Source organism: Ahrensia kielensis DSM 5890, from assembly GCF_000374465.1.
Classification (GTDB): Bacteria; Pseudomonadota; Alphaproteobacteria; order Rhizobiales; family Rhizobiaceae; genus Ahrensia; species Ahrensia kielensis.
Genome location: NZ_KB894528.1, coordinates 283161 through 303065, shown reverse-complemented (window position 1 = coordinate 303065; position 19905 = coordinate 283161). Strand labels below are relative to the sequence as shown.

General features: G+C 47.8%; 20 protein-coding genes. 8 read left to right on the top strand and 12 right to left on the bottom strand.

Going from position 1 to position 19905, the window contains the following annotated elements:
* Positions 1–3 precede the first annotated feature (3 nt).
* Complete coding sequence (locus tag C504_RS0101390; protein ID WP_026317126.1) at positions 4–462, top strand: molybdenum cofactor biosynthesis protein MoaE; 459 nt, start codon at positions 4–6, stop codon at positions 460–462.
* 4 nt (positions 463–466) lie between these two features.
* Here C504_RS0101390 and trhA read toward each other — a convergent pair whose 3' ends face one another.
* From trhA to C504_RS0101375, 3 genes are all read right to left on the bottom strand, one after another.
* Positions 467–1141 carry a PAQR family membrane homeostasis protein TrhA gene (trhA, locus tag C504_RS0101385; protein ID WP_018687506.1) on the bottom strand — a complete coding sequence of 225 codons (675 nt, stop codon included), beginning with the start codon at positions 1139–1141 and terminating at the stop codon, positions 467–469.
* Between the two features lie 212 nt (positions 1142–1353).
* Positions 1354–1776 carry a nucleoside-diphosphate kinase gene (gene ndk / locus C504_RS0101380; protein ID WP_026317124.1) on the bottom strand — a complete coding sequence of 141 codons (423 nt, stop codon included), beginning with the start codon at positions 1774–1776 and terminating at the stop codon, positions 1354–1356.
* A 92-nt stretch (positions 1777–1868) separates the two neighbouring features.
* A complete protein-coding gene (locus C504_RS0101375; RefSeq protein ID WP_026317123.1) occupies positions 1869–2561 on the bottom strand; it encodes a glutathione S-transferase family protein in 693 nt (230 codons plus the stop codon).
* 87 nt (positions 2562–2648) lie between these two features.
* Between C504_RS0101375 and abc-f the strand changes: the two genes are divergently transcribed.
* A complete protein-coding gene (gene abc-f / locus C504_RS0101370; RefSeq protein ID WP_026317122.1) occupies positions 2649–4550 on the top strand; it encodes a ribosomal protection-like ABC-F family protein in 1902 nt (633 codons plus the stop codon).
* A gap of 3 nt (positions 4551–4553) precedes the next feature.
* Here the strand turns inward: abc-f and C504_RS0101365 are convergent, their stop codons facing one another.
* Genes C504_RS0101365 through C504_RS0101355 form a run of 3 tightly spaced genes read right to left on the bottom strand, consistent with a single transcriptional unit; the run spans position 4554 to position 6716 of the window.
* Positions 4554–4778, bottom strand: coding sequence for a hypothetical protein (locus tag C504_RS0101365; protein ID WP_018687502.1), 225 nt, complete (start codon positions 4776–4778; stop codon positions 4554–4556).
* On the bottom strand, positions 4778–5230 hold the full coding sequence (locus tag C504_RS0101360) for a DNA polymerase III subunit chi (RefSeq protein ID WP_026317121.1): 453 nt from the start codon (positions 5228–5230) through the stop codon (positions 4778–4780). The genes C504_RS0101365 and C504_RS0101360 overlap by 1 nt, the downstream gene beginning before the upstream one ends.
* A 13-nt stretch (positions 5231–5243) precedes the next feature.
* Positions 5244–6716 carry a leucyl aminopeptidase gene (locus C504_RS0101355; protein WP_018687500.1) on the bottom strand — a complete coding sequence of 491 codons (1473 nt, stop codon included), beginning with the start codon at positions 6714–6716 and terminating at the stop codon, positions 5244–5246.
* A gap of 218 nt (positions 6717–6934) precedes the next feature.
* Between C504_RS0101355 and lptF the strand changes: the two genes are divergently transcribed.
* From lptF to rsmA, 6 genes are all read left to right on the top strand, one after another.
* On the top strand, positions 6935–8110 hold the full coding sequence (gene lptF / locus C504_RS0101345) for an LPS export ABC transporter permease LptF (RefSeq protein ID WP_169385071.1): 1176 nt from the start codon (positions 6935–6937) through the stop codon (positions 8108–8110).
* A complete protein-coding gene (gene lptG / locus C504_RS0101340) occupies positions 8110–9204 on the top strand; it encodes an LPS export ABC transporter permease LptG (RefSeq protein WP_018687497.1) in 1095 nt (364 codons plus the stop codon). Before lptF ends, lptG begins: the two co-directional genes overlap by 1 nt.
* Positions 9205–9213: 9 nt before the next feature.
* On the top strand, positions 9214–11592 hold the full coding sequence (locus C504_RS0101335; protein WP_245555103.1) for an LPS-assembly protein LptD: 2379 nt from the start codon (positions 9214–9216) through the stop codon (positions 11590–11592).
* A 100-nt stretch (positions 11593–11692) separates the two neighbouring features.
* A complete protein-coding gene (locus C504_RS0101330; RefSeq protein ID WP_018687495.1) occupies positions 11693–12643 on the top strand; it encodes a SurA N-terminal domain-containing protein in 951 nt (316 codons plus the stop codon).
* Between the two features lie 12 nt (positions 12644–12655).
* Entirely contained in the window at positions 12656–13696 is a 1041-nt protein-coding gene (pdxA, locus tag C504_RS0101325; protein ID WP_018687494.1) for a 4-hydroxythreonine-4-phosphate dehydrogenase PdxA, read from the top strand.
* Positions 13689–14531, top strand: coding sequence for a 16S rRNA (adenine(1518)-N(6)/adenine(1519)-N(6))-dimethyltransferase RsmA (rsmA, locus tag C504_RS0101320; protein ID WP_018687493.1), 843 nt, complete (start codon positions 13689–13691; stop codon positions 14529–14531). The genes pdxA and rsmA overlap by 8 nt, the downstream gene beginning before the upstream one ends.
* Here the strand turns inward: rsmA and gmk are convergent, their stop codons facing one another.
* The 6 genes from gmk to fabG form a co-directional block, all read right to left on the bottom strand.
* On the bottom strand, positions 14532–15191 hold the full coding sequence (gmk, locus tag C504_RS0101315; protein WP_018687492.1) for a guanylate kinase: 660 nt from the start codon (positions 15189–15191) through the stop codon (positions 14532–14534).
* 10 nt (positions 15192–15201) lie between these two features.
* Positions 15202–16104 (bottom strand): YicC/YloC family endoribonuclease, encoded by a 903-nt coding sequence (locus tag C504_RS0101310; protein ID WP_018687491.1) that lies wholly within the window; start codon positions 16102–16104, stop codon positions 15202–15204.
* Positions 16105–16146: 42 nt separating this feature from the next.
* Positions 16147–17355 carry an endolytic transglycosylase MltG gene (mltG, locus tag C504_RS0101305; protein WP_018687490.1) on the bottom strand — a complete coding sequence of 403 codons (1209 nt, stop codon included), beginning with the start codon at positions 17353–17355 and terminating at the stop codon, positions 16147–16149.
* Positions 17356–17478: 123 nt separating this feature from the next.
* Entirely contained in the window at positions 17479–18747 is a 1269-nt protein-coding gene (gene fabF, locus C504_RS0101300) for a beta-ketoacyl-ACP synthase II (RefSeq protein WP_018687489.1), read from the bottom strand.
* A 52-nt stretch (positions 18748–18799) separates the two neighbouring features.
* Positions 18800–19036 carry an acyl carrier protein gene (locus C504_RS0101295; RefSeq protein WP_018687488.1) on the bottom strand — a complete coding sequence of 79 codons (237 nt, stop codon included), beginning with the start codon at positions 19034–19036 and terminating at the stop codon, positions 18800–18802.
* 121 nt (positions 19037–19157) lie between these two features.
* Positions 19158–19895: a 3-oxoacyl-[acyl-carrier-protein] reductase gene (gene fabG, locus C504_RS0101290; protein ID WP_018687487.1), complete on the bottom strand. Its 738-nt coding sequence runs from the start codon at positions 19893–19895 to the stop codon at positions 19158–19160.
* Between the last annotated feature and the right edge of the window lie 10 nt (positions 19896–19905).

Sequence of the window (19905 nt, the reverse complement as noted above, 5' to 3'; positions counted from 1 at the left end):
CAAGTGGCGCTTAAACCTCACATATCTGTACAAGCGAGTGATTTCGATCTTCAAAGCGAGGTCGATAAACTCACCCAGGGGCGAAAAGATATTGGTGCCGTTGTTACTTTCACAGGGCTTTGCCGTGATGAAGGCGGAAAACTCAAAGCGCTTGAGTTAGAACATTATCCTGCAATGGCTGAAGCGCAGCTCAATCAGATTGCGCAAAAAGCCGCCAAGCGTTGGCCGCTTACGGGCCTCACCATTATTCACCGCTTTGGTAAAATTGAGCCCGGTGCGAATATCGTGCTTGTCGTAACAGCATCCAGTCATCGCCGTGCGGCATTTGAGGCTGCGGATTATTTGATGGATTATCTTAAATCCGAAGCACCCTTTTGGAAAAAAGAACATCTTGCAGACGCTGAAGATGGTGATTGGGTTCAATCCAAACAGGCAGATATTGATGATTTAAAGCGCTGGTAGGCGCTTACATCAACACCCCGCCCGCAATCGCTACAAAATGACAGGTAGAGGCGGCCAACACAAAGCTATGCCAAATCGCATTTGAATATTTAATCGTGTTGGACTGATTGAAATAAATGCCAATTGTATAAAGCAAACCGCCAATAATCACGAGCCAAACACTGCGCGCAGCTAACACCTCAAACAACGGCCATAGAAGCAAAATTGAGCTCCAACCAAGCGCAAGATAGATAAAAATCGTATGTTTATCCAAGCGCTCGCCTGCCAATAATTTAATCAAGGCACCGCTTGTTGCGACCAACCAAATGGCTGCCAAAAGGTAATAGGCAAAATCGGTATTCACGATGAACACCATCGGCGTAAATGTGCCTGCAATTTTGAAATAGATCGCAGCTTGGTCAAAACGGCGCAATATTGGCCGTAATTCAGGGCGCGGCACCATATGATATGCAGCTGAAAAACAAAAAAGGCCGATCACACACGCCGCATAAATTTGAACAACGCCTAAATAGCGCGTATCGAATGCCGGCTGACTTAAAAGAAGAATAAATGCAGCAATAGAGAGAGTGACACCGACTATATGGACTAACCCATCCGCTAGACGCTCTTCGAACGAATAATCAGGATAAACAAAACTCAAATGAGATGCGGAAGCTTTCGCCTTTATTGTGGTCGCCATATTAAACTCTTTACACTGCTATGATCACCCTCGTGATGAATTAAAATTTCCTCGCCATAAGCATAACAGAGATATGCGAAAAAAAAGTAAACCGGACAGATTGCTCTGTCCGGTTTGCATTAAGTAAAAATTCATTGAAGCGAAATTGTGTCTAAAGCATTGTCGCAATTTTTAACGGAAAACCGGTGTCCACTTTTCCTGAAATTGCTTACTTATCCTACGATTTCGTTGCCACCAAACCAGAATGCAATTTCTTCAGCAGCTGTTTCAGCAGCATCAGAACCATGCACAGAATTCTCGCCTATTGATTCAGCGAACAATTTACGGATTGTGCCGTCAGCAGCTTCAGCTGGGTTTGTTGCGCCCATAACTTCGCGGTTTTTCGCTATAGCGTTTTCGCCTTCAAGCACCTGAACGATGGTTGGCGCAGAACACATGAATTCTACAAGCTCGCCAAAGAATGGACGCTCTTTGTGAACAGCATAAAAGCTTTCAGCCTGTTTTTGGCTCATCCATACGCGTTTAGAAGCAACAACACGAAGGCCGTTCTCTTCAAATACTTTCGTGATAGCACCAGTCAAGTTGCGCTTAGTTGCGTCTGGCTTGATCATGGAAAATGTACGTTCGATTGCCATTTTTGACATTCCTGTTTTCTTTATGAAGGGATTTGGGCGGTCTATAGCGGCCCTAGCTATGAAAGCCAAGGCTTTTATCTTTCCACTAAACGTTAAGCGGCTATCGTCGCAGCACGCCCTGCCCCATCATACATGTCCAGCAGCGTATCCATCCAAGCTTCTGCTTTGCTGCCTTTCTTCAAGAGCGATTGCCCCTTAAAGATACGGAGCCATTGCAATGCACCAAAGACAACATAGTCAGCATAAAGTGGTTTCTGCCCACCGATGAAAGGTTGATCGGCCAGCATCGCCTCTAACGGCACTAACACATTGTGCAAATCTGTTGAGGATGCACCACGTGTTGCACTAAAATCTTCCAGTGTCATTCCAAACGCTTTTTCGCGGGTCGTTCTAAAATGGGCTTTGTCTTCATCATTCAATGAATGGTAAATCTGTATGAGAACTAGTCTTGCAACAACCGGATGAAGTTGGTTTTGGCTCCAAGCTGTGACAAATTGTGTTACCGCTTTGCCACCCTCGCCGTTAAACAGGCTTGGCCTATCTGGGTATTTCTCTTCAAGATAAAGCGCAATTTTGTAGCTGTCTTCGATGATGTTTTCTCCATCACGCAAAACAGGAACGCGGCGGCTTTCGCCTTCTTCAATGCGGGCAACCTTAGAAAAACCAACAGGTTCAGTCTCGTAGCTCAGGCCTTTATGGGCGAGCGCCATGCGAACCTTCCAGCAATGTGGGCTGAAAACCATCTTATTGTCAGCGCCGCAAAGCTCATAGAGTTTGATTGTCATCGTCTATTTTCCCTATCCAATTACTTGGCCCTTTGCATAACGCTTTTCTATCTTGCTAAACAAGCCAATCCGAGCCAAACAGCAGCCATGTTAAATATTAATAATCTTACATTTCGAATGATGGGCCGCCCCCTTTTCGAAGACGCATCAGCGACTATCCCAACCGGCTCTAAATGTGGCCTTGTTGGACGAAACGGCACGGGCAAAACCACTTTATTTAAACTCATCAATGGGACCCTTTCGCCTGAAAGCGGCGATATCTCATTGCAAAAAGGTTTGAGACTTGGCCAAGTAGCGCAGGAAGCACCTGGCACTGATGCCACTCTTCTCGAAACCGTGCTTGAGGCTGATACTGAGCGCACAGCCTTACTTGAAGAAGCTGAAACGGCGACAGATCCAAACCGGATTTCTGAAATTCATATTCGCCTTGCGGATATTGAAGCACATTCTGCCGAAGCGCGGGCCGGCGCTATTTTGCACGGTCTTGGCTTTGATGCAGAGGCGCAGCAACGGCCATGCTCATCCTTTTCGGGCGGTTGGCGTATGCGTGTGGCGCTGGCTGCGGTTCTATTTCTTGAGCCCGATTATCTGCTGCTTGATGAGCCGACCAACTATCTCGACCTTGAAGGCACATTGTGGCTGGAAAACTACATCCAGAGATATCCGCACACCGTCTTTATCATCAGCCACGATAGGGATTTGCTGAACTCAGCTGCCACCTCGATTTTGCATCTGGAAAATAAACAGCTCACTTTATACCGCGGCAATTATGACAATTTTGCCCGCACGCGCGCAGAGCGCATGTCTCAGCTGGTCAAATCTAAAGAAAAACAAGACGCCAAGAAAAAGCATATGGCGGCATTTGTTGAGCGTTTCCGTGCCAAAGCGTCTAAAGCCAAACAGGCGCAGAGCCGCTTAAAAGCACTTGAAAAAATGGGCGACATTTCGATCATGGTTGACGAAAGCGTCAAGCCTATCGTTTTCCCTTCGCCCACCAGAGAAGCTGCATCGCCAATCGTAACGATGGAATCTGCGCGTGTTGGTTATGATCCGGATAAGCCTATTTTGACGCATCTTAATTTGCGCATTGATGCGGATGATCGCATTGCGCTTTTGGGTGCGAACGGTAATGGCAAATCGACATTTGCGAAATTGCTTTCGGACCGCTTGCAGGCTCAAGAAGGCACGGTTGTACGTGCAGATAAACTGCGCGTTGCGATGTTTGCCCAGCACCAGATGGATGACCTTCACTCAGATTGGACTGCCTTTGACCATTTGCGTGCAGCGCTGCCCGAAGAACCTGAAAGCCGCGTGCGCGCGCGTGTTGCGGCTATGGGTCTTGGCACCGACAAGATGGACACGAAAGCTGCTCAGCTTTCCGGTGGTGAACGGGCACGGCTTACGCTTGGCCTTGCAACGCTCGACAAGCCGCATTTGTTGATTCTGGATGAGCCGACCAACCATTTGGATATTGATAGCCGCGCAGCCTTGATTGAAGCGCTTAATGGCTATTCAGGTGCCGTGATGTTGATCAGCCACGATCGACATTTGCTTGAGGCGACAGCTGAACGTTTATGGATTGTTGGCGAAGGTACTGTGAAACCTTATGAAGGTGACATGGATGAATACCGCACGCTCATCCTTAAAGGTCCGCAGAAGAAATCCAACGATGATGACGATGCCAAAAAAGGCGATGGTCTATCGGGTAAAGAGCGCCGAAAACTGGCTGCACAAGCACGCCAGAAAATGGCGCCTGTTAAGAAAAAGATCAATCATATTGAAGGCTTAATGGCGAAAGCCACCAAAGAGATTCAAGTGATTGATGAAAGTCTTGGCACTAAAGCTGTGCTTGATGATCAGGGCAAAGTCTCTGACTTGACGATCAAACGCGGCAAAATTGAAAAACAAATCGCCGATTGGGAAGCCGAGTGGATTGATCTGTGCACACAGTATGAAGAGGCAACGGGCACAAATTTAATGGATGACTAGGCTTCAGTCTTCTGAACCTCGTCCCCATTTTTGATCTGGTTGTTTCTTCTTCTGAGCGACCTCAGGCACTTCCTCCTGCCTGCCGATACGAGAAGCGCGCCCCGTTGTACCGGTTGGCGCGTTTCCAATTTTCTTCTTGCTTCGGCTGCGTGTCAAAAAATAAATGACAGCGCCAAATACCAGCAGCATAAGACCAATTTTAATGTAATCGTCTAGACCAGAAAACATTAGGCCGCCCGCTCCCATTTGCCTTCCATTGACTGCTTCCAATAAGTCAATGTGTGACCGTCAGCTTTCAAACTCTTCCAATTGTTTCGTGCCTGACTGACAGCGCTTTCATCATTGCCATCAAACATAATCGCAACACGTTCATAGCTGTTCAAACCATCAGGAAGTGCAGCATTATCAACGACGAAGCGTATGTGGCTGCCATTTTGATTCAAGTCGGTCGACGTCAGGAAAACCGGATGTTCGGCCTCGAATGGATCGCCGTCTCTTCCATGCGCCAGAAAGCTATCAGCCTTGTACTCCCAGAGCCGAGCATCAAGTCTATCGCGCACATCATCGCTATGGGTTTGAATTGTTGCCTTCCACCCACGACCGAGCGAACGCTCGATGAGCACCGGAAGGGCCTCATCGAGCGTTGTTTCAGTTAGATGGTAGAAGACAATATCAGTCACATTTTTACCGTGCTTAGCCTTCGTAAGAATCGGCAACCATCTGGTTAAGCAAACGCACGCCAAAGCCAGATGCCCAAGATGTATTGATGTCTGATGCAGGCGATGACATCGCTGTGCCAGCAATATCGAGGTGCGCCCAAGGTGTTTCACCGACATAACGCTGAAGGAATTGCGCCGCTGTGATTGAGCCAGCGTAACGTCCGCCAGTGTTCTTCATATCGGCGAATTTGCTGTCGATCATTTTATCATACGCTGGTCCAAGTGGCAGACGCCAAACTTTTTCGCCAGAAGCGCTACCGGCATTGAAAATGTTTTCGGCCAGCTCATCATTGTTGGAAAACAGACCTGCATGTTCTTGGCCGAGCGCAACCAGAACAGCGCCCGTAAGCGTAGCCAAATTGATCATGAATTTTGGTTCAAATTTTGTATTACAATAATGCAGTGCATCACAAAGAACCAAACGGCCTTCGGCATCTGTGTTGATGACTTCAATTGTCTGACCAGACATTGAGGTGACGATATCGCCTGGACGCTGAGCGTTGCCATCTGGCATATTTTCAACAAGTCCGATGATACCGATGACATTTGCTTTGGCTTTACGCGCAGCAAGAGCATGCATGAGGCCAGTCACTGCCGCAGCGCCGCCCATATCACCTTTCATGTCTTCCATACCGGCAGCAGGCTTAATGGAAATACCGCCCGTATCAAATGTAACGCCCTTGCCCACAAAGGCGATTGGCTTGTCTTTGGCTTTGCCGCCGTTCCACTTCATAACCACAAGACGCGGATCATGGCGCGATCCTTGTGCAACGCCAAGCAGTGCGCCCATTTTGAGCTTCTTCATCTCTTTTTCAGTCAAGATGTCGATTTCAACGCCAAGTTTTTTCAAGGCAGAAGCGCGCTTAGCAAATTCAATTGGGTACAGGACGTTAGCTGGTTCATTGACGAGGTCACGCGCAAGAATTGTGCCCTGCGCAACAGCCTCTTCAATTTCCCACTGTTTTTTAGCGTCGGCCACATCAACAAGACAGATAGAAACCGTTTGAGAAGACGGCTTTTCTTCGTCGTCTTTCTTCTTTGTTTTGTACTGATCAAAATCATAGCTGCGCAAAAGATAACCATGTGCAAAAGCAGCGGCCTGAGCACCAGAACCTGACAATTGAACAGTTACTTGCTCTTCATTTGCGAGTGCAGCGCGGGCTTTACCGCCCAGCGACATCCAGTCTTCTATCGACAATTTGTCCAACTCACCGGCACCAAGCACAACGATGCGCGAAACCGGTGCGCTCGCTGGTGCAAGCACATCAAGCTTAGCGCTTTTCTTGGCTTTAAATTTTGCAGATGCTGCGGCTTTTGCGAGCACATTTTCAGGGTCCGCATCATTTACGAGAGCCGATGCATCGTTTAACGCAGCTTGTACAATCAGCAACGCCCCTTTTTTCGGTGTAGACAGTTTTGCGAATGATATTTGCGGCACAACGGACATGAACGAACCTTTTGTATTTAATTACAAGAAAAAAGAGATTTGCATTGATTTGGGCTCACTAACCAGCTTTGACAAGTCAAATCCGACCTAAATTGGTTGTTAACCATTAAAATTGCCTAAGTGTTAGTCAAACACATGGTAATTCCTTAATAGATAGTTGTCGATGCAGTTCGCTTTTTAAGTATCTGTTCGATGAAAATCAGAGAAGCGAGTCGACTGTGAACAGCATCCAACGCTACATTTTCGGACGTATGTTGAAAGCGTCACTTGGTTCTACCCTCGCAATGGTTGCGTTGGTTTGGGTAACTCAAGCCGTCAGCCGCATTGATTTTGCGACAGGCTCCGGCAACTCCATCACATCGTTTCTACATTTCATGTCATTACTTATTCCTCAGTTCTTAACTGCGGTTCTGCCCTTCGGCATTGCCTTGGGTGCTGTTCAAGTACTGAATGCGATGAATAGCGATTCAGAAATGCCGGTTTTAGCAAGCGCTGGCATAGGCAAATGGCAAATCGCCAAACCGATTCTTATCGTTGGCTTTATGGCAGGTGCCTACACATTGGTTTCAAGCCATTTTATTGAACCCTATACCAACGCTAAGTCCCGTGATGTTTTGACACAATCGCGCGCGAATCTTTTGACAACACTTATTCAGGCAGGTCGCTTCACACGCGCTGACAAAGATCTCACCATCTATGTGAATGATAAAAACGGCAGCGCGCTTGAGCAAATCATGATTTCAGACACGCGCGATCCTAAGCTTGATCTGATTTATTATGCGCAATCAGGCGGTGTCGGAGAGGTAAACGGCGAATCGTTGCTCATTTTGAACGATGGCGAAATTCATCGCAAAACAGCTGGCACCCAAGACATTACCGTTATCCGGTTCGCGTCCTATGCTATTAGTCTTTCGCAATTTTCACGCGCTGACGGTAAAACCAACTATTTCGTGATGGAACGCACCACGTCTTACCTGCTCAATCCCGACCCAAATGACAGGGAAGTGCAACGTTCTCCTGGCAAAATAACAGCCGAATTACATCGCCGTTTTTCAAACTGGCTTTACCCCGTTTTGCTAGGCTTTGCGGGTGTGGCCTTGGCCGGAAAACCGAGATCACACCGCGGTGCGAGCATTACCAATTTTATTTTGGCTTTTGGGGCCGCGATTATCTATCGCGGTTTGGCAGAATCTGCCATTGGCCTCAATAAAGAGACGGCTGACTACATCTACCTTCTCTATCTAATACCGCTTATCGGCATTGCGATTTCGTGTTGGATGATTGAGACACAACGTACGATTGAAGCGCCTGATTGGTTGCTCAGATATATGGATAAGGTTGCAGAATTTGTGAAAAATATCCGTCTGACTTTCGCACGTAGAAAGGTGTCCTAATGCTCGGACGAACCCTTCAGCTTTATATCTTCAAATATATGCTCAAGATGACGATTTATTTCTTCCTTGGCATAGCTTTGCTTATTTTTCTGATTGATTTCACCGAAATGAACAACCGTTTTGGTAATTTACCAGGGTATTCATCTTCACTTGGTATTTATATCACGACGATGCGCCTACCCTTCATATTGAGTGTCGCGATTCCGTTCGTTATTTTGGCAGCTTCTATGACGACGCTCATCCAACTCAATAAGAAAAATGAACTTGTTGTTGCGCGCTCTGTTGGGGTTTCAGCTTGGCAATTTCTTTTGCCGTTATGGCTCGCGGCTCTGATTTTTGGTTTGTTCTCTATTTTTGTTATCAATCCAATTTCAGCCTATGGCTATTCAGTTGCAACAGAGATGGAAAGCACATTTAGAGGCCAAAAGAAAAGCACAGATTTATTTGATGATAAGCGACCTTGGCTGCGTCAAGATTCAGAAGATGGCGGCAGCATTTTAATCGGTGCAGAGCGTGTTTCTGGCAACGGAATTGTTCTTCTTAATGCTGTTTTTCTTGAATTGAATAATGATGGTAGAATCAAGCGTCGCCTTGATGCCGCAAATGCACGTCTTGAAAATGACCGTTGGATTTTAACAGAAACTACAGCGAGTATCGTAGGGCAGCCAAGCGAGGATCTGGGCCAGATTTTTGTGCCAACAGATATAGATCCCGCCATTATTAGAGAAGCACTTGTTCCGCCTGAGCTTGTGCCGTTTTTGCAGCTATCTGAACAAATCAATGCTGCACAATCGTTTGGCGTCACATCGGCTCCTTACCGCATGCAATTTCAAGCACTTTTGTCGACTCCGCTATTGTTGATTGCAATGACACTTATTGGCGCAACAGTTTCGTTAAGGTTTGCACGATTTGGTCAGTCAGAACGTATGATTTTAGGTGGCATTATTGCGGGCTTCATGCTTTATGTCGTCACTGAGGTCACAAAGTCCTTTGGTGGAGCGGGAATCATATCGCCGATTATCGCAGCTTGGTTGCCAGTGGCAGCTAGCAGCATGTTTGGTATTGCGTATTTGCTGCACCGGGAGGATGGGTAATTGTTGGGTGTGAGAGTGGTGGATCAGCGTTTGATCAATCAAGGGGAAAAACGTTCGTATGGTGCTTGGCGACAAGCAGCAGCGCTTTCGTGTGCAAGTGTGCTTGCCATTGCGGCAGCCATGACAACCCCTGCCCTTGCGCAATCAGGCGAACAAGTCGGCGGTTTTACGAACCCAAGCGCTGATGCACAATTGCTGCTGCAAGCCGATGAATTAGTTTACGACACCGATAATCAGACGATCACCGCCCAAGGCGGCGTGCGCATTGATTATGATGGCACTATCCTCATTGCCAAGCGCGTTATCTACCAAGAAACAGGCGGGCGTTTGATTGCCGTTGGTGATGTGGAAATTCTGCAACCTGATGGCACACGCACATTTGCCGACGAAATTGATATTACAGATGATTTCCGTGATGGTTTCGTCAACTCATTACGTGTTGTCACGACTGATGAGACACGGTTTGCTGCGGAAAGTGCGACACGCCAAAATGGTGAAGTTACCACATTCAATAATGGTATTTACACAGCTTGTAATGAGTGCGTTTCCAAAGAAGGCCGCCCTTTATGGCAAATTAAAGCCAAAAAGATCATTTGGAATGGCGAAGAAAAAACGGTTCGTTTTGAACGGGCAACCTTTGAATTTATAGGTATTCCGCTTGCCAAAATTCCAGTTTTCACGACTTCTGACCCGAGCATAAAGCGAAAAACGGGCTTTCTTATTCCGAGCTTTAAAAACTCCGAAGAATTGGGATTTGGGCTCCGTGTTCCCTATTTCATAAATCTTGCACCGAACAGAGATTTAACGCTGGCAGCGACGGGCTACACCAAGCAAGGTTTCTTAGGTGAAGCTGAATATCGCCACAGGTTGGAAAATGGTGTTTTCACGCTCAAAACAGCTGGCATTCATCAGTTTGACCCAGATTCGTTTAATTCTGGCTATGTCGATTCCACTGTCGTCAATCGCGGCATGGTTGGAACGACAGGCAGGTTTAAAATCAATCCACGTTGGGCTTTCGGCTGGAATGGTATGCTTCAAACGGATTCTAACTTTTCTCGCACTTACGCGATTGAAGGTTATGACGCCTCCACTTTTGAGAATAATATATATTTAACGGGTCTTGGCGAACGCAGCTATTTCGATGCGCGCACGATCTATTATGACTACCAAACGTCAAGCACAGCGAGCCGCAGTGAATTTGAACAGGCTATCGTTCTGCCAAGTGTCGATTATAATTACACGCTTGAAAGCCCTGTTGCAGGTGGTGAACTCTCCTTCAACATGTTCAGCCGTTATCTGAAACGTAAAGAAGAAGATGCTCGTTTTGGCGGCGATACTACGCGCAGCAATTATGCGACACCAGGCGTTGATGCTGATACATTCAGCCTGACTGCGGAAACAGAGTGGAAGCGTACATTCATCACGGATGGCGGCCTTATGATTACACCGCTTCTGCATGCACAGGGTAATTTCACCAACCTAGAAGACCGCACATCTGGCGACCTTTCTGCAACCGATGCTAATCTTGGCGGAAGTGATCGTTATTATCGCGGCATGGTAACGGCTGGGCTTGAAGTGCGTTATCCAATCTTGTTTTCCACCAGCAGTGCGACACATATTTTAGAGCCTATTGCTCAAATTTATGCGCGTCCGGACGAATCTCAGATTGGTCTATTGCCGAATGAAGATGCTCAAAGCCTTGTCTTTGATGCGAACTCGCTTTTCGCGCGCGATAAATTTTCCGGCTATGACCGCATGGAAGGTGGCACACGCGCTAACCTCGGCGTTCGTTATACGGGAACATTCGACAATGGTTGGGGTGTCAAAGCAATATTTGGTCAATCCTACCATTTGGCTGGCCTTAATTCATTCGCTCAAGCCGACACTTTCAATACTGGTGCCGATTCTGGCTTAGAAACAGCGCGTTCTGACTATGTCGGTGCCGTATCGTTTACCAATGGCTCCAATTATTCATTCGATGTTGGCGCACGATTTGACGAAAAAGATTTTGACGTAAGACGCGCTGATTTGGCCGCCAATTACACTGGCAACCGTATAAAATGGCGTGTGGGTTATGCTTTCATCGGCAGCCAACCGACCTATAATTATGTCAGCGACCGCCATGAAGTATCGACTGCTGCATCCTATGAATTTGCACCGAATTGGACAGTTTACGGCGGCGCGACCTACGATATAGAAAACTCATTCCTAGACCGCTACACAGTCGGCATTGGCTATGATTGTGACTGCTTTAAAATGCGTGCCAGCTATAGCGAAGATCGAAGCACCAACACCGATACGATTACGAAGCAGTATCAATTGTTCTTATCATTCAGGACTTTGGGCGATTTTGGGCTCAATAGCGACGAGTTTTCTGCATCGCAATAATGAATTGTGTGACATTGTTTGAACAAACATGGGTGACACTGCTATATAAGCAATTGCTGCATTTAGCAGCTGATTTAAGAACTGACTGTCGGAGGCATTCATGCGCGCACATTCACTTTTGACGACCGGACTGCTTGCCGCCGCTATGGCAATCACCCCTTTGACTTTCCAAAACATCAATCTCAATGTCGTTGGTGCAACCGCTGCACATGCATCTGAGATCAAGGTCATTGTGAATGATGAAGTTGTTACCAGCTATGATATTGCGCGTCGTTCAGCGTTTTTGAAGCTTCAGCGCCGCAAAGGCAATCTTCGTCAACTTGCCATTGATGAATTGACCGATGATGCGCTCAAGCGCAGCGCGATAAAGCGCGCGGGCATTCGAATTCCAGACAGCCAAGTTGATGCTGCCTTCGCAAACTTTGCTAAAGGCAACAAACTTTCTGCCCAGCAAATGGGCAAAATTCTGGATCAAGCCGGCGTCACATCCAAACATTTCAAAGAGTTTATCCGTCTGCAAATCGGCTGGGGTCAAACTGTTCGCATGCGTTCGCAGCGCAACAGCCTTATGAGTGAGCAAGATGTTGTTGCAAAAATGCTTGAGCAAGGTGGCCAGAAGCCCACGTCAACAGAGTACCTGCTGCAGCAGGTTATTTTTGTTATTCCGCAAGACAAACGCAGTAGCTTGCTTAAAAAACGACGCACTGAAGCATCTAATATGCGCGGCCGTGTAAATGGCTGCGAAAGCACACAGCAGCTTGCAACGCAAATACGTGATGTGACTGTGCGCGATTTGGGCCGCGTTCTTGAATTGAGTTTGCCAGAACGCTGGGAAAAAGACGTAAAAGGCCTAAAAGAAGGCCAAACAACACGCGTGAAAGATACCGAACGCGGTGTTGAATTCCTTGTTGTTTGCCGTGCGCGTGCTGTTTCCGATGACCGTGTTGCCCAACTTGAATTTTCCACACAAGCGCTGGATGATGCAGGCGGCGATCTTGGCAAACAATATTTGGATGAATTGCGCAAATCTGCTCGTATTCAAAAACGCTAAGAAAGCGTACAATTGACCGACATTCACGCAACAACAGCGGGAGAAAATCCCAAGCCGCTCGCTGTTAGCTGCGGCGAACCGAGCGGTATTGGACCTGATGTTATTTTGGCCGCATGGACCATGCGCCAAGAACAGCAGCTCCCACCATTTTATGTTCTGGGAGATGCTGCGCAACTGGCTGCACGCGCTGCAATGCTTAAACTTGATGTGCCAATTCAAGAAACAAGTCCGCAAGACGCTTTGTCATATTTCTCATCCGCACTGCCGATTGTGCCGCTCTCATCAGCCCTTTCTGAACACCCCTGCGTTGCATTGCCGAGCAATGCTGCCGGTGTCATTGAAGCCATAGAGCGTGCGGTTGCAGATACGGTCAATGGTTTGGCATGCGGCGTTGTCACCGCTCCTATCTCTAAAAAACCGCTTTATGATGCAGGATTTAAACATCCGGGCCACACTGAGTTTTTAGCGGAACTTGCTCACAAACATTATGGCCAAACATATCTTCCTGTGATGTTGATTGCCGGGCCGCAGCTCCGTACCATACCCGTGACAATTCATATTGCGCTTAGCGACGTACCAACAACCTTGACGAAGGAAATGATTGTCGAAACAGCTGTCGCAACCGACATGGATTTAAAGGCACGTTTTCAGATTGCGCAGCCAAGGCTTGCCATATCCGGCCTTAACCCTCACGCGGGCGAAAATGGTGCCATGGGCCGTGAAGATATTGAGATTGTAGAACCTGCGGTAAAGGAACTTATAGCCCGCGGCATCAATGCTTTTGGCCCATTGCCTGCAGATACGATGTTTCATGCAAGCGCACGCGCTACCTATGATGTTGCTCTTTGCATGTATCATGATCAGGCGCTTATTCCGGCCAAAGCGCTCGGCTTTGATGATGCTGTGAATGTGACGCTTGGTCTTCCTTTTATTCGCACCTCACCCGATCATGGCACAGCATTTAGTCTTGCTGGCACAGGGCAAGCAAAGCCGGATAGCTTTATCGCGGCATTAAAAATGGCAGGACAAATGGCGGCATCATCAAATGTCTGAAGCTCTAGCAATTGATGGTTTACCGCCGTTACGGCAAGTTATTGATAGCCATGGTTTAGCGACTAAAAAATCGCTTGGGCAAAACTTCTTGCTTGATCTAAACTTAACCGGACGCATTGCGCGCACTGCCGGTGATTTATCTGAACTGACAATCATTGAAGTTGGCCCTGGTCCGGGCGGGTTAACCCGCGCCCTACTTATGCATGGCGCAAAGCAAGTGATCGCCATTGAGCGCGATAGCCGCTGCCTACCCGCTCTCGCGGAAATTAGCGATCATTATGGCGATCGGCTTAAAGTGATTGAAGGCGATGCATTAGAGGTCGACTTGGCTTCACTTGCCAGTGGCCCGACTGCGATTGTTGCCAATCTTCCATATAATATCGGTACACAATTGCTGGTAAATTGGCTGAGTGGGCCTGTATGGCCGCCTTTTTTCCAATCGCTGACGCTGATGTTTCAGCGCGAAGTTGCACAGCGCATTGTGGCAACGGCAGGCGATAATCATTTCGGACGTTTAGGCGTTTTAGCAGGGTGGCGTTGCCATTCTGAAATTGCTTTTGATGTTTCACCGCAAGCATTCTGGCCGCCGCCCAAAGTGACATCTTCTGTTGTGCATTTAACACCGCGCCAGCAACTTATTGAATGTGACGGTGCGGCATTAGAGATGATTACACGTCATGCCTTTGGTCAGCGACGCAAAATGCTTCGTCAAAGCTTGAAGCCAATTGGCGGGATTGCGTTACTCGACCGTGTCGGTATCGACGGTACAAGGCGCGCAGAAACACTCGAAATTGAAGAGTTTTGTGCGCTTGCAAATGCTTTCAAGCAAGTTTGATCAGTTACCAATCAACGTCGTTATAAAATCGTACATGCCGGGCCTGCGCGTGCGGCGAAGCCGCTCTGCAACGACAATCGAGCGTACCTCGCCATAGGCTTTCGCCAAATCATGATTGACGATAACAAAGTCGTAATCGCGCCAATGCTCTATTTCGGCTGCAGCATTGACCAAACGCTTTTCAATAACCGCTTCATCGTCCTCAGCACGGCGATGTAGGCGATCTTTCAATTCTGCCATGCTAGGCGGCAAAACAAATACGGAAACGACATCAGAGCGCATTTTACCGCCGAGCTGTTCTGCGCCCTGCCAATCAATGTCAAACAGCATGTCACGGCCTTCGCGCATTGCTTGTTCGACCGGCTCACGCGGCGTGCCATAGAAATTTCCGTGAACTTCTGCCCATTCGAGCAGATCGTCATTCTCGCGCATTTTCAAAAACTGGCGTTCAGAAATGAAATGGTAGTGTCGTCCATCAATTTCGCTGGCACGGCGTGCACGCGTCGTGACACTCACTGAAAGTTCTATGCCTGATCCATCGGCAAGCAGATTACGAGCGATTGAAGATTTTCCCGCACCAGATGGCGACGATAAAACCAACATCAATCCGCGCCGCGCAATGCCATCTTCCAGTATCATTGTTTCAGAACTATCACTCATATTATTGCCATTACTGTAGGTTTTGAACTTGTTCGCGGAACTGATCATTGACTGATTTAAGCGACAAGCCAATTGCCGTTAAGGTTGCTGATGCCGACTTTGAACAAATTGTATTTGTCTCGCGGTTAAATTCCTGTGACAGGAAATCCAGCTTTTTACCAACTGCCCCGCCCTCGCTTAAATATTTTTCAGCAGCTTTAACATGAGCCGCTAAGCGGTCAATCTCTTCGCGAATGTCGGCTTTAGTAGCGAGCAAAGCAGCTTCTGCCGTTAAACGCTGAGCGTCAATTTCAACACCGCTGAGCGATAAAAGCTGATCGACTTGTGCCTTTAAGCGCGCATGTATTTGTTCTTGTCCATTTGCTTCATCATCGCGGGCATCTGCGGTGAGTTTTGCTATGTGCTGTAAGTGTTCTGACAAAATCGATTTAAGGGAATCGCCTTCAGATTGGCGCATGGCAACAAGCTGCTCCAATGCCATATCGGCTGCCGCGCCGACAGCTTGTTCAAAAGCTTCTTGCTCTTCGCTCGTTGCTGGAGCAAGCACTTGATCTTCCGTAATGATAACGCCGCGCATTGCTAAAATTGCATCGGTCGTTGGTGCAGCAAGACCATGTTCAACCGCTAAAGCACGCCCCTCTTGAGCGATTGCACTAAACAATTCACGATTAATGACGGGACCATTACCAGACTTTGCCGTATCGACGCTTATTGAGACCTGCAAATTACCGCGTGCGATAAGCTTGGCAATCCGCTTTTTGATCTGCGCCTCAACAGCTTCCAGCCCAGATGGTAAGCGCGTACGAACGTCAAGGTTTTTGCCGTTCACCGAGCGCATGTCGCAGATCACGGTTCGATTACCGACTTGTACCGAGCCCGAACCAAAGCCGGTCATGGATTGCAAAGCACTCATCTTTTCATCTCCGGCATTCAGTTAATTTTAGCAGCAAACATTTTAGTTGGAATCGGTCTGCGCTTCCCTGCGTTGTTTTTCAATCTCACGCCATTTAGCAACATTCTTATTGTGCTGTTCAAGCGTGCTTGCGAACACATGGCCACCTGTACCGTCTGCAACGAAATACAAATCTTCCGTTTGCGCAGGGTTGGCGACTGCCTCTAGTGCGGCGCGGCCAGGAATTGCGATTGGACCGGGCGGTATGCCGTCAATCGTATAGGTGTTGTACGGCGTCGGTTTTTCGATATCTGATTTATAGATAGGGCGATCTTCTGGACGCCCTTGTCCGCCAAATATACCATAGAGAATTGTCGGATCTGACTGTAAGCGCATGCCTTTGCGCAGGCGGTTGATAAACACAGCTGCAACGCGCGGACGCTCTTCTGCAACGCCAGTTTCTTTTTCAACGATTGACGCAAGCGCTACGAATTCATTGATATCAGCGATTGGAAGATCTGGCGCTCGTTTTGCCCAGACTTGCTCAATCAGCGTTTCCTGCTGTGCTTGCATCCGAGCAATAATCTCAGTGCGTGTCATACCGCGCTGAAAACGTTGGGTGTCTGCAATCAGCATGCCCTCTGGTGGCAATTCAGCAGGCATATCTCCAACAAGGGTTTCATCAGCAGCAATTTTTTGTGCCGCTTGGAAAACTGTGTTGCCTTCAACAATGGTGAGCGGGTGCAAAATAGCACGGCCACTGACAAGTGTTTCCATGACTTTTTTCATGGACGCGCCGCGGGGAATTTCAAACTCCCCTGCTTTCAATGCTTCTTCATTGCCATAGGCGCGCAAGCCCCATTTGAACACTTCAGCATCGGAAATGATGTTACGGCGATCAAGACCATTGGCAACCTGCGTCATGCTTGAACCGCTACGCACCGTATAGTTCATCGCCTGCTCAAGCGGTCCTGCTTTTTCAAACTGGACTTTTCCATAATAGAAAACACCCGCCAAAAGCACGAGCGCTAGAACGAATGTCGAGAAAAGAAAGTGGAAAAATACAACGACTTGGCTGCGCGATGTTTTTGCACGTTTGCGCTTAGGCGGTTCAAAACCGGGTTGGGCTTTAATTGCCTGACTGGCTGATTGCGGCACGGTGCGAGAACCACCATTAGCGCCAACGGGATCGTCAGCTGGTTGTTTCGCTTTATTATTGGTGCGGCCGAACTTTACATGATCGTTCACATTCACGCCCTTCAATGAATTCATATTCTAACAATGACTCGTCATAATTCGAGTCGTTCGTAATAGAATAGATAGCCTGAGTTAGCTGTTGATAGAAAGGCAATGTGGCGGAAAATCGCCCTTAATTGCACTCATCAAACAGAACTTTTAACCTTCGTAGCGCTTGAGTACCAGCGAAGCGTTGGTGCCACCAAATCCAAAAGAGTTGGACAATGCAACGTCAACTTTTCTCTCGCGCTTTTTATGTGGCACAAGATCAATCTTGGTTTCAACCTCGGGGTTATCCAAATTGATGGTAGGCGGAACAACTTGATCTCGGATAGCCAAAGCACAGAAAATCGCTTCAACGGCACCTGCTGCGCCTAATAGATGACCAATCGACGACTTCGTCGAGCTCATGGATACATTTTCGGCATGCTCACCAAGCAAACGCTCAACAGCGGCAAGTTCAATCGTATCGGCCATTGTCGATGTGCCATGCGCATTGATATAATCAATGTCAGATGGCTCAAGCCCTGCACGTTTTAGCGCAGCGCGCATACAACGTTCCGCGCCATTACCATCTGCAGATGGTGCCGTGATATGGTACGCGTCACCTGACATGCCGTAACCGACAATTTCAGCATAGATTTTTGCGCCGCGTGCCAGTGCATGTTCTAGTTCTTCAACCACAACAATGCCTGCACCCTCGCCCATAACAAAACCGTCACGGTCTTTATCATAAGGGCGCGATGCTTTTTCTGGCTCATCATTTCGAGATGTGGATAAAGCGCGACATGCAGCAAAACCAGCAAGGGAAATGCGGCTAATAGGCGATTCAGTACCACCTGCGACCATCACATCTGCATCGCCTAAAGCGACCAAACGGCTAGCATCGCCAATAGCGTGAGCACCTGTAGAACAAGCTGTAACAACCGAATGGTTAGGACCACGAAGTTGGTGCTTGATTGAAACGTAACCGCTCGCAAGATTAATCAAGCGACCCGGTACAAAAAATGGAGAAAGACGTCGTGGGCCGCGCTCTTTGAGCACAATACCGCCCTCAACCATGCCTTCAATGCCGCCAATACCCGAACCAATCAAAACGCCAGTGGCGTTACAATCATCATCCGTTTCAGGCTTCCAGCCGGCATCGGCCAATGCTTGATCGGCAGCAGCAATTGCATAGACAATAAACTGATCGACTTTGCGCTGTTCCTTGGGCTCCATCCAATCATCTGCATTATACGTACCGCCGGTGCCATCACCTCGCGGCATAACACAAGCAATTTTTGCAGGCAGATCATCTGTCTCAAAAGTATCAACACGCTTTGCAGCGCTTTCACCATTGAGCAGGCGGGACCAAGTACTATCGAGTGATGCGCCCAAAGGCGACACCATTCCAGCACCGGTAATAACAACGCGTCTTAGGGACATATCACAAATAGGGCCGGAACTCGTTAAAGCACCGGCCTCTCAAAAAACGCAATTAAGCGTTTGCTTTTTCGATGAACTTCACGGCGTCGCCAACAGTGAGAATTGTCTCAGCAGCATCGTCAGGAATTTCAACGCTAAACTCTTCTTCAAAAGCCATAACAAGCTCAACAGTGTCCAAGCTATCAGCGCCAAGATCGTCGATGAAGCTAGCTGCTTCTGTCACTTTGTCCGCGTCAACACCTAGGTGTTCAACAACAATTTTCTTTACACGTTCTGCGACATCGCTCATTTCAGAGTCCTCGAATTTTTAATTTCTGTTCAAGTGTGACTATCCGTACCGCGCAAGCTAATCAAGCAATTTTAGCACAGTACCGACAATTTTCTTCAGCTTTATTGCGTATGAATACGCATTAAATCATAGCCATTCCGCCGTTTACATGCAGGGTTTGCCCCGTCATATAAGCTGCCTCGTCACTCGCCAAATATGCGACAGAAGCGGCGATTTCGTCCCCTTTTCCCATGCGTTTCATCGGAATCGCACCCATAATCGCATCTTTTTGCTTATCGTTGAGCTTCTCTGTCATAGCACTTTCAATGAAGCCTGGAGCAACACAATTGACGGTGACATTTCGTGTTGCAATTTCTTGTGCCAATGACTTGGAAAAACCAATTAGACCTGCTTTTGACGCGCAATAATTGGCCTGACCTGGGTTGCCAGTTACGCCAACAATAGACGTGATATTGATAATTCGGCCGAATCGACGGCGCATCATCGGGTGTGTCAAAGCACGTGTTAGGCGAAATACAGACGACAAATTGACGTTGATAACATCATCCCAATCGTCATCTGACATGCGCACGAACAAACCATCGCGTGTAATGCCGGCATTGTTTACAAGAATATCAACACCCTCAAGTGTCTCCTCAGCTTTAGCTGCTAAGGCTGCCACTTCGTCCTTATTGCTAAGGTTAGCAGGCATCACATGTGTCCGGTCGCCCAGATCATCAGCGAGAGCTTTCAGCTTCTCCTCACGTGTGCCGTGAAGTGCGACAACGGCGCCTTGTGCATGCAAAATACGCGCGACAGCCTCGCCTATTCCACCAGATGCTCCAGTAACAAGTGCTTTACGACCAGAAAGATCAAACATGTAATATCCC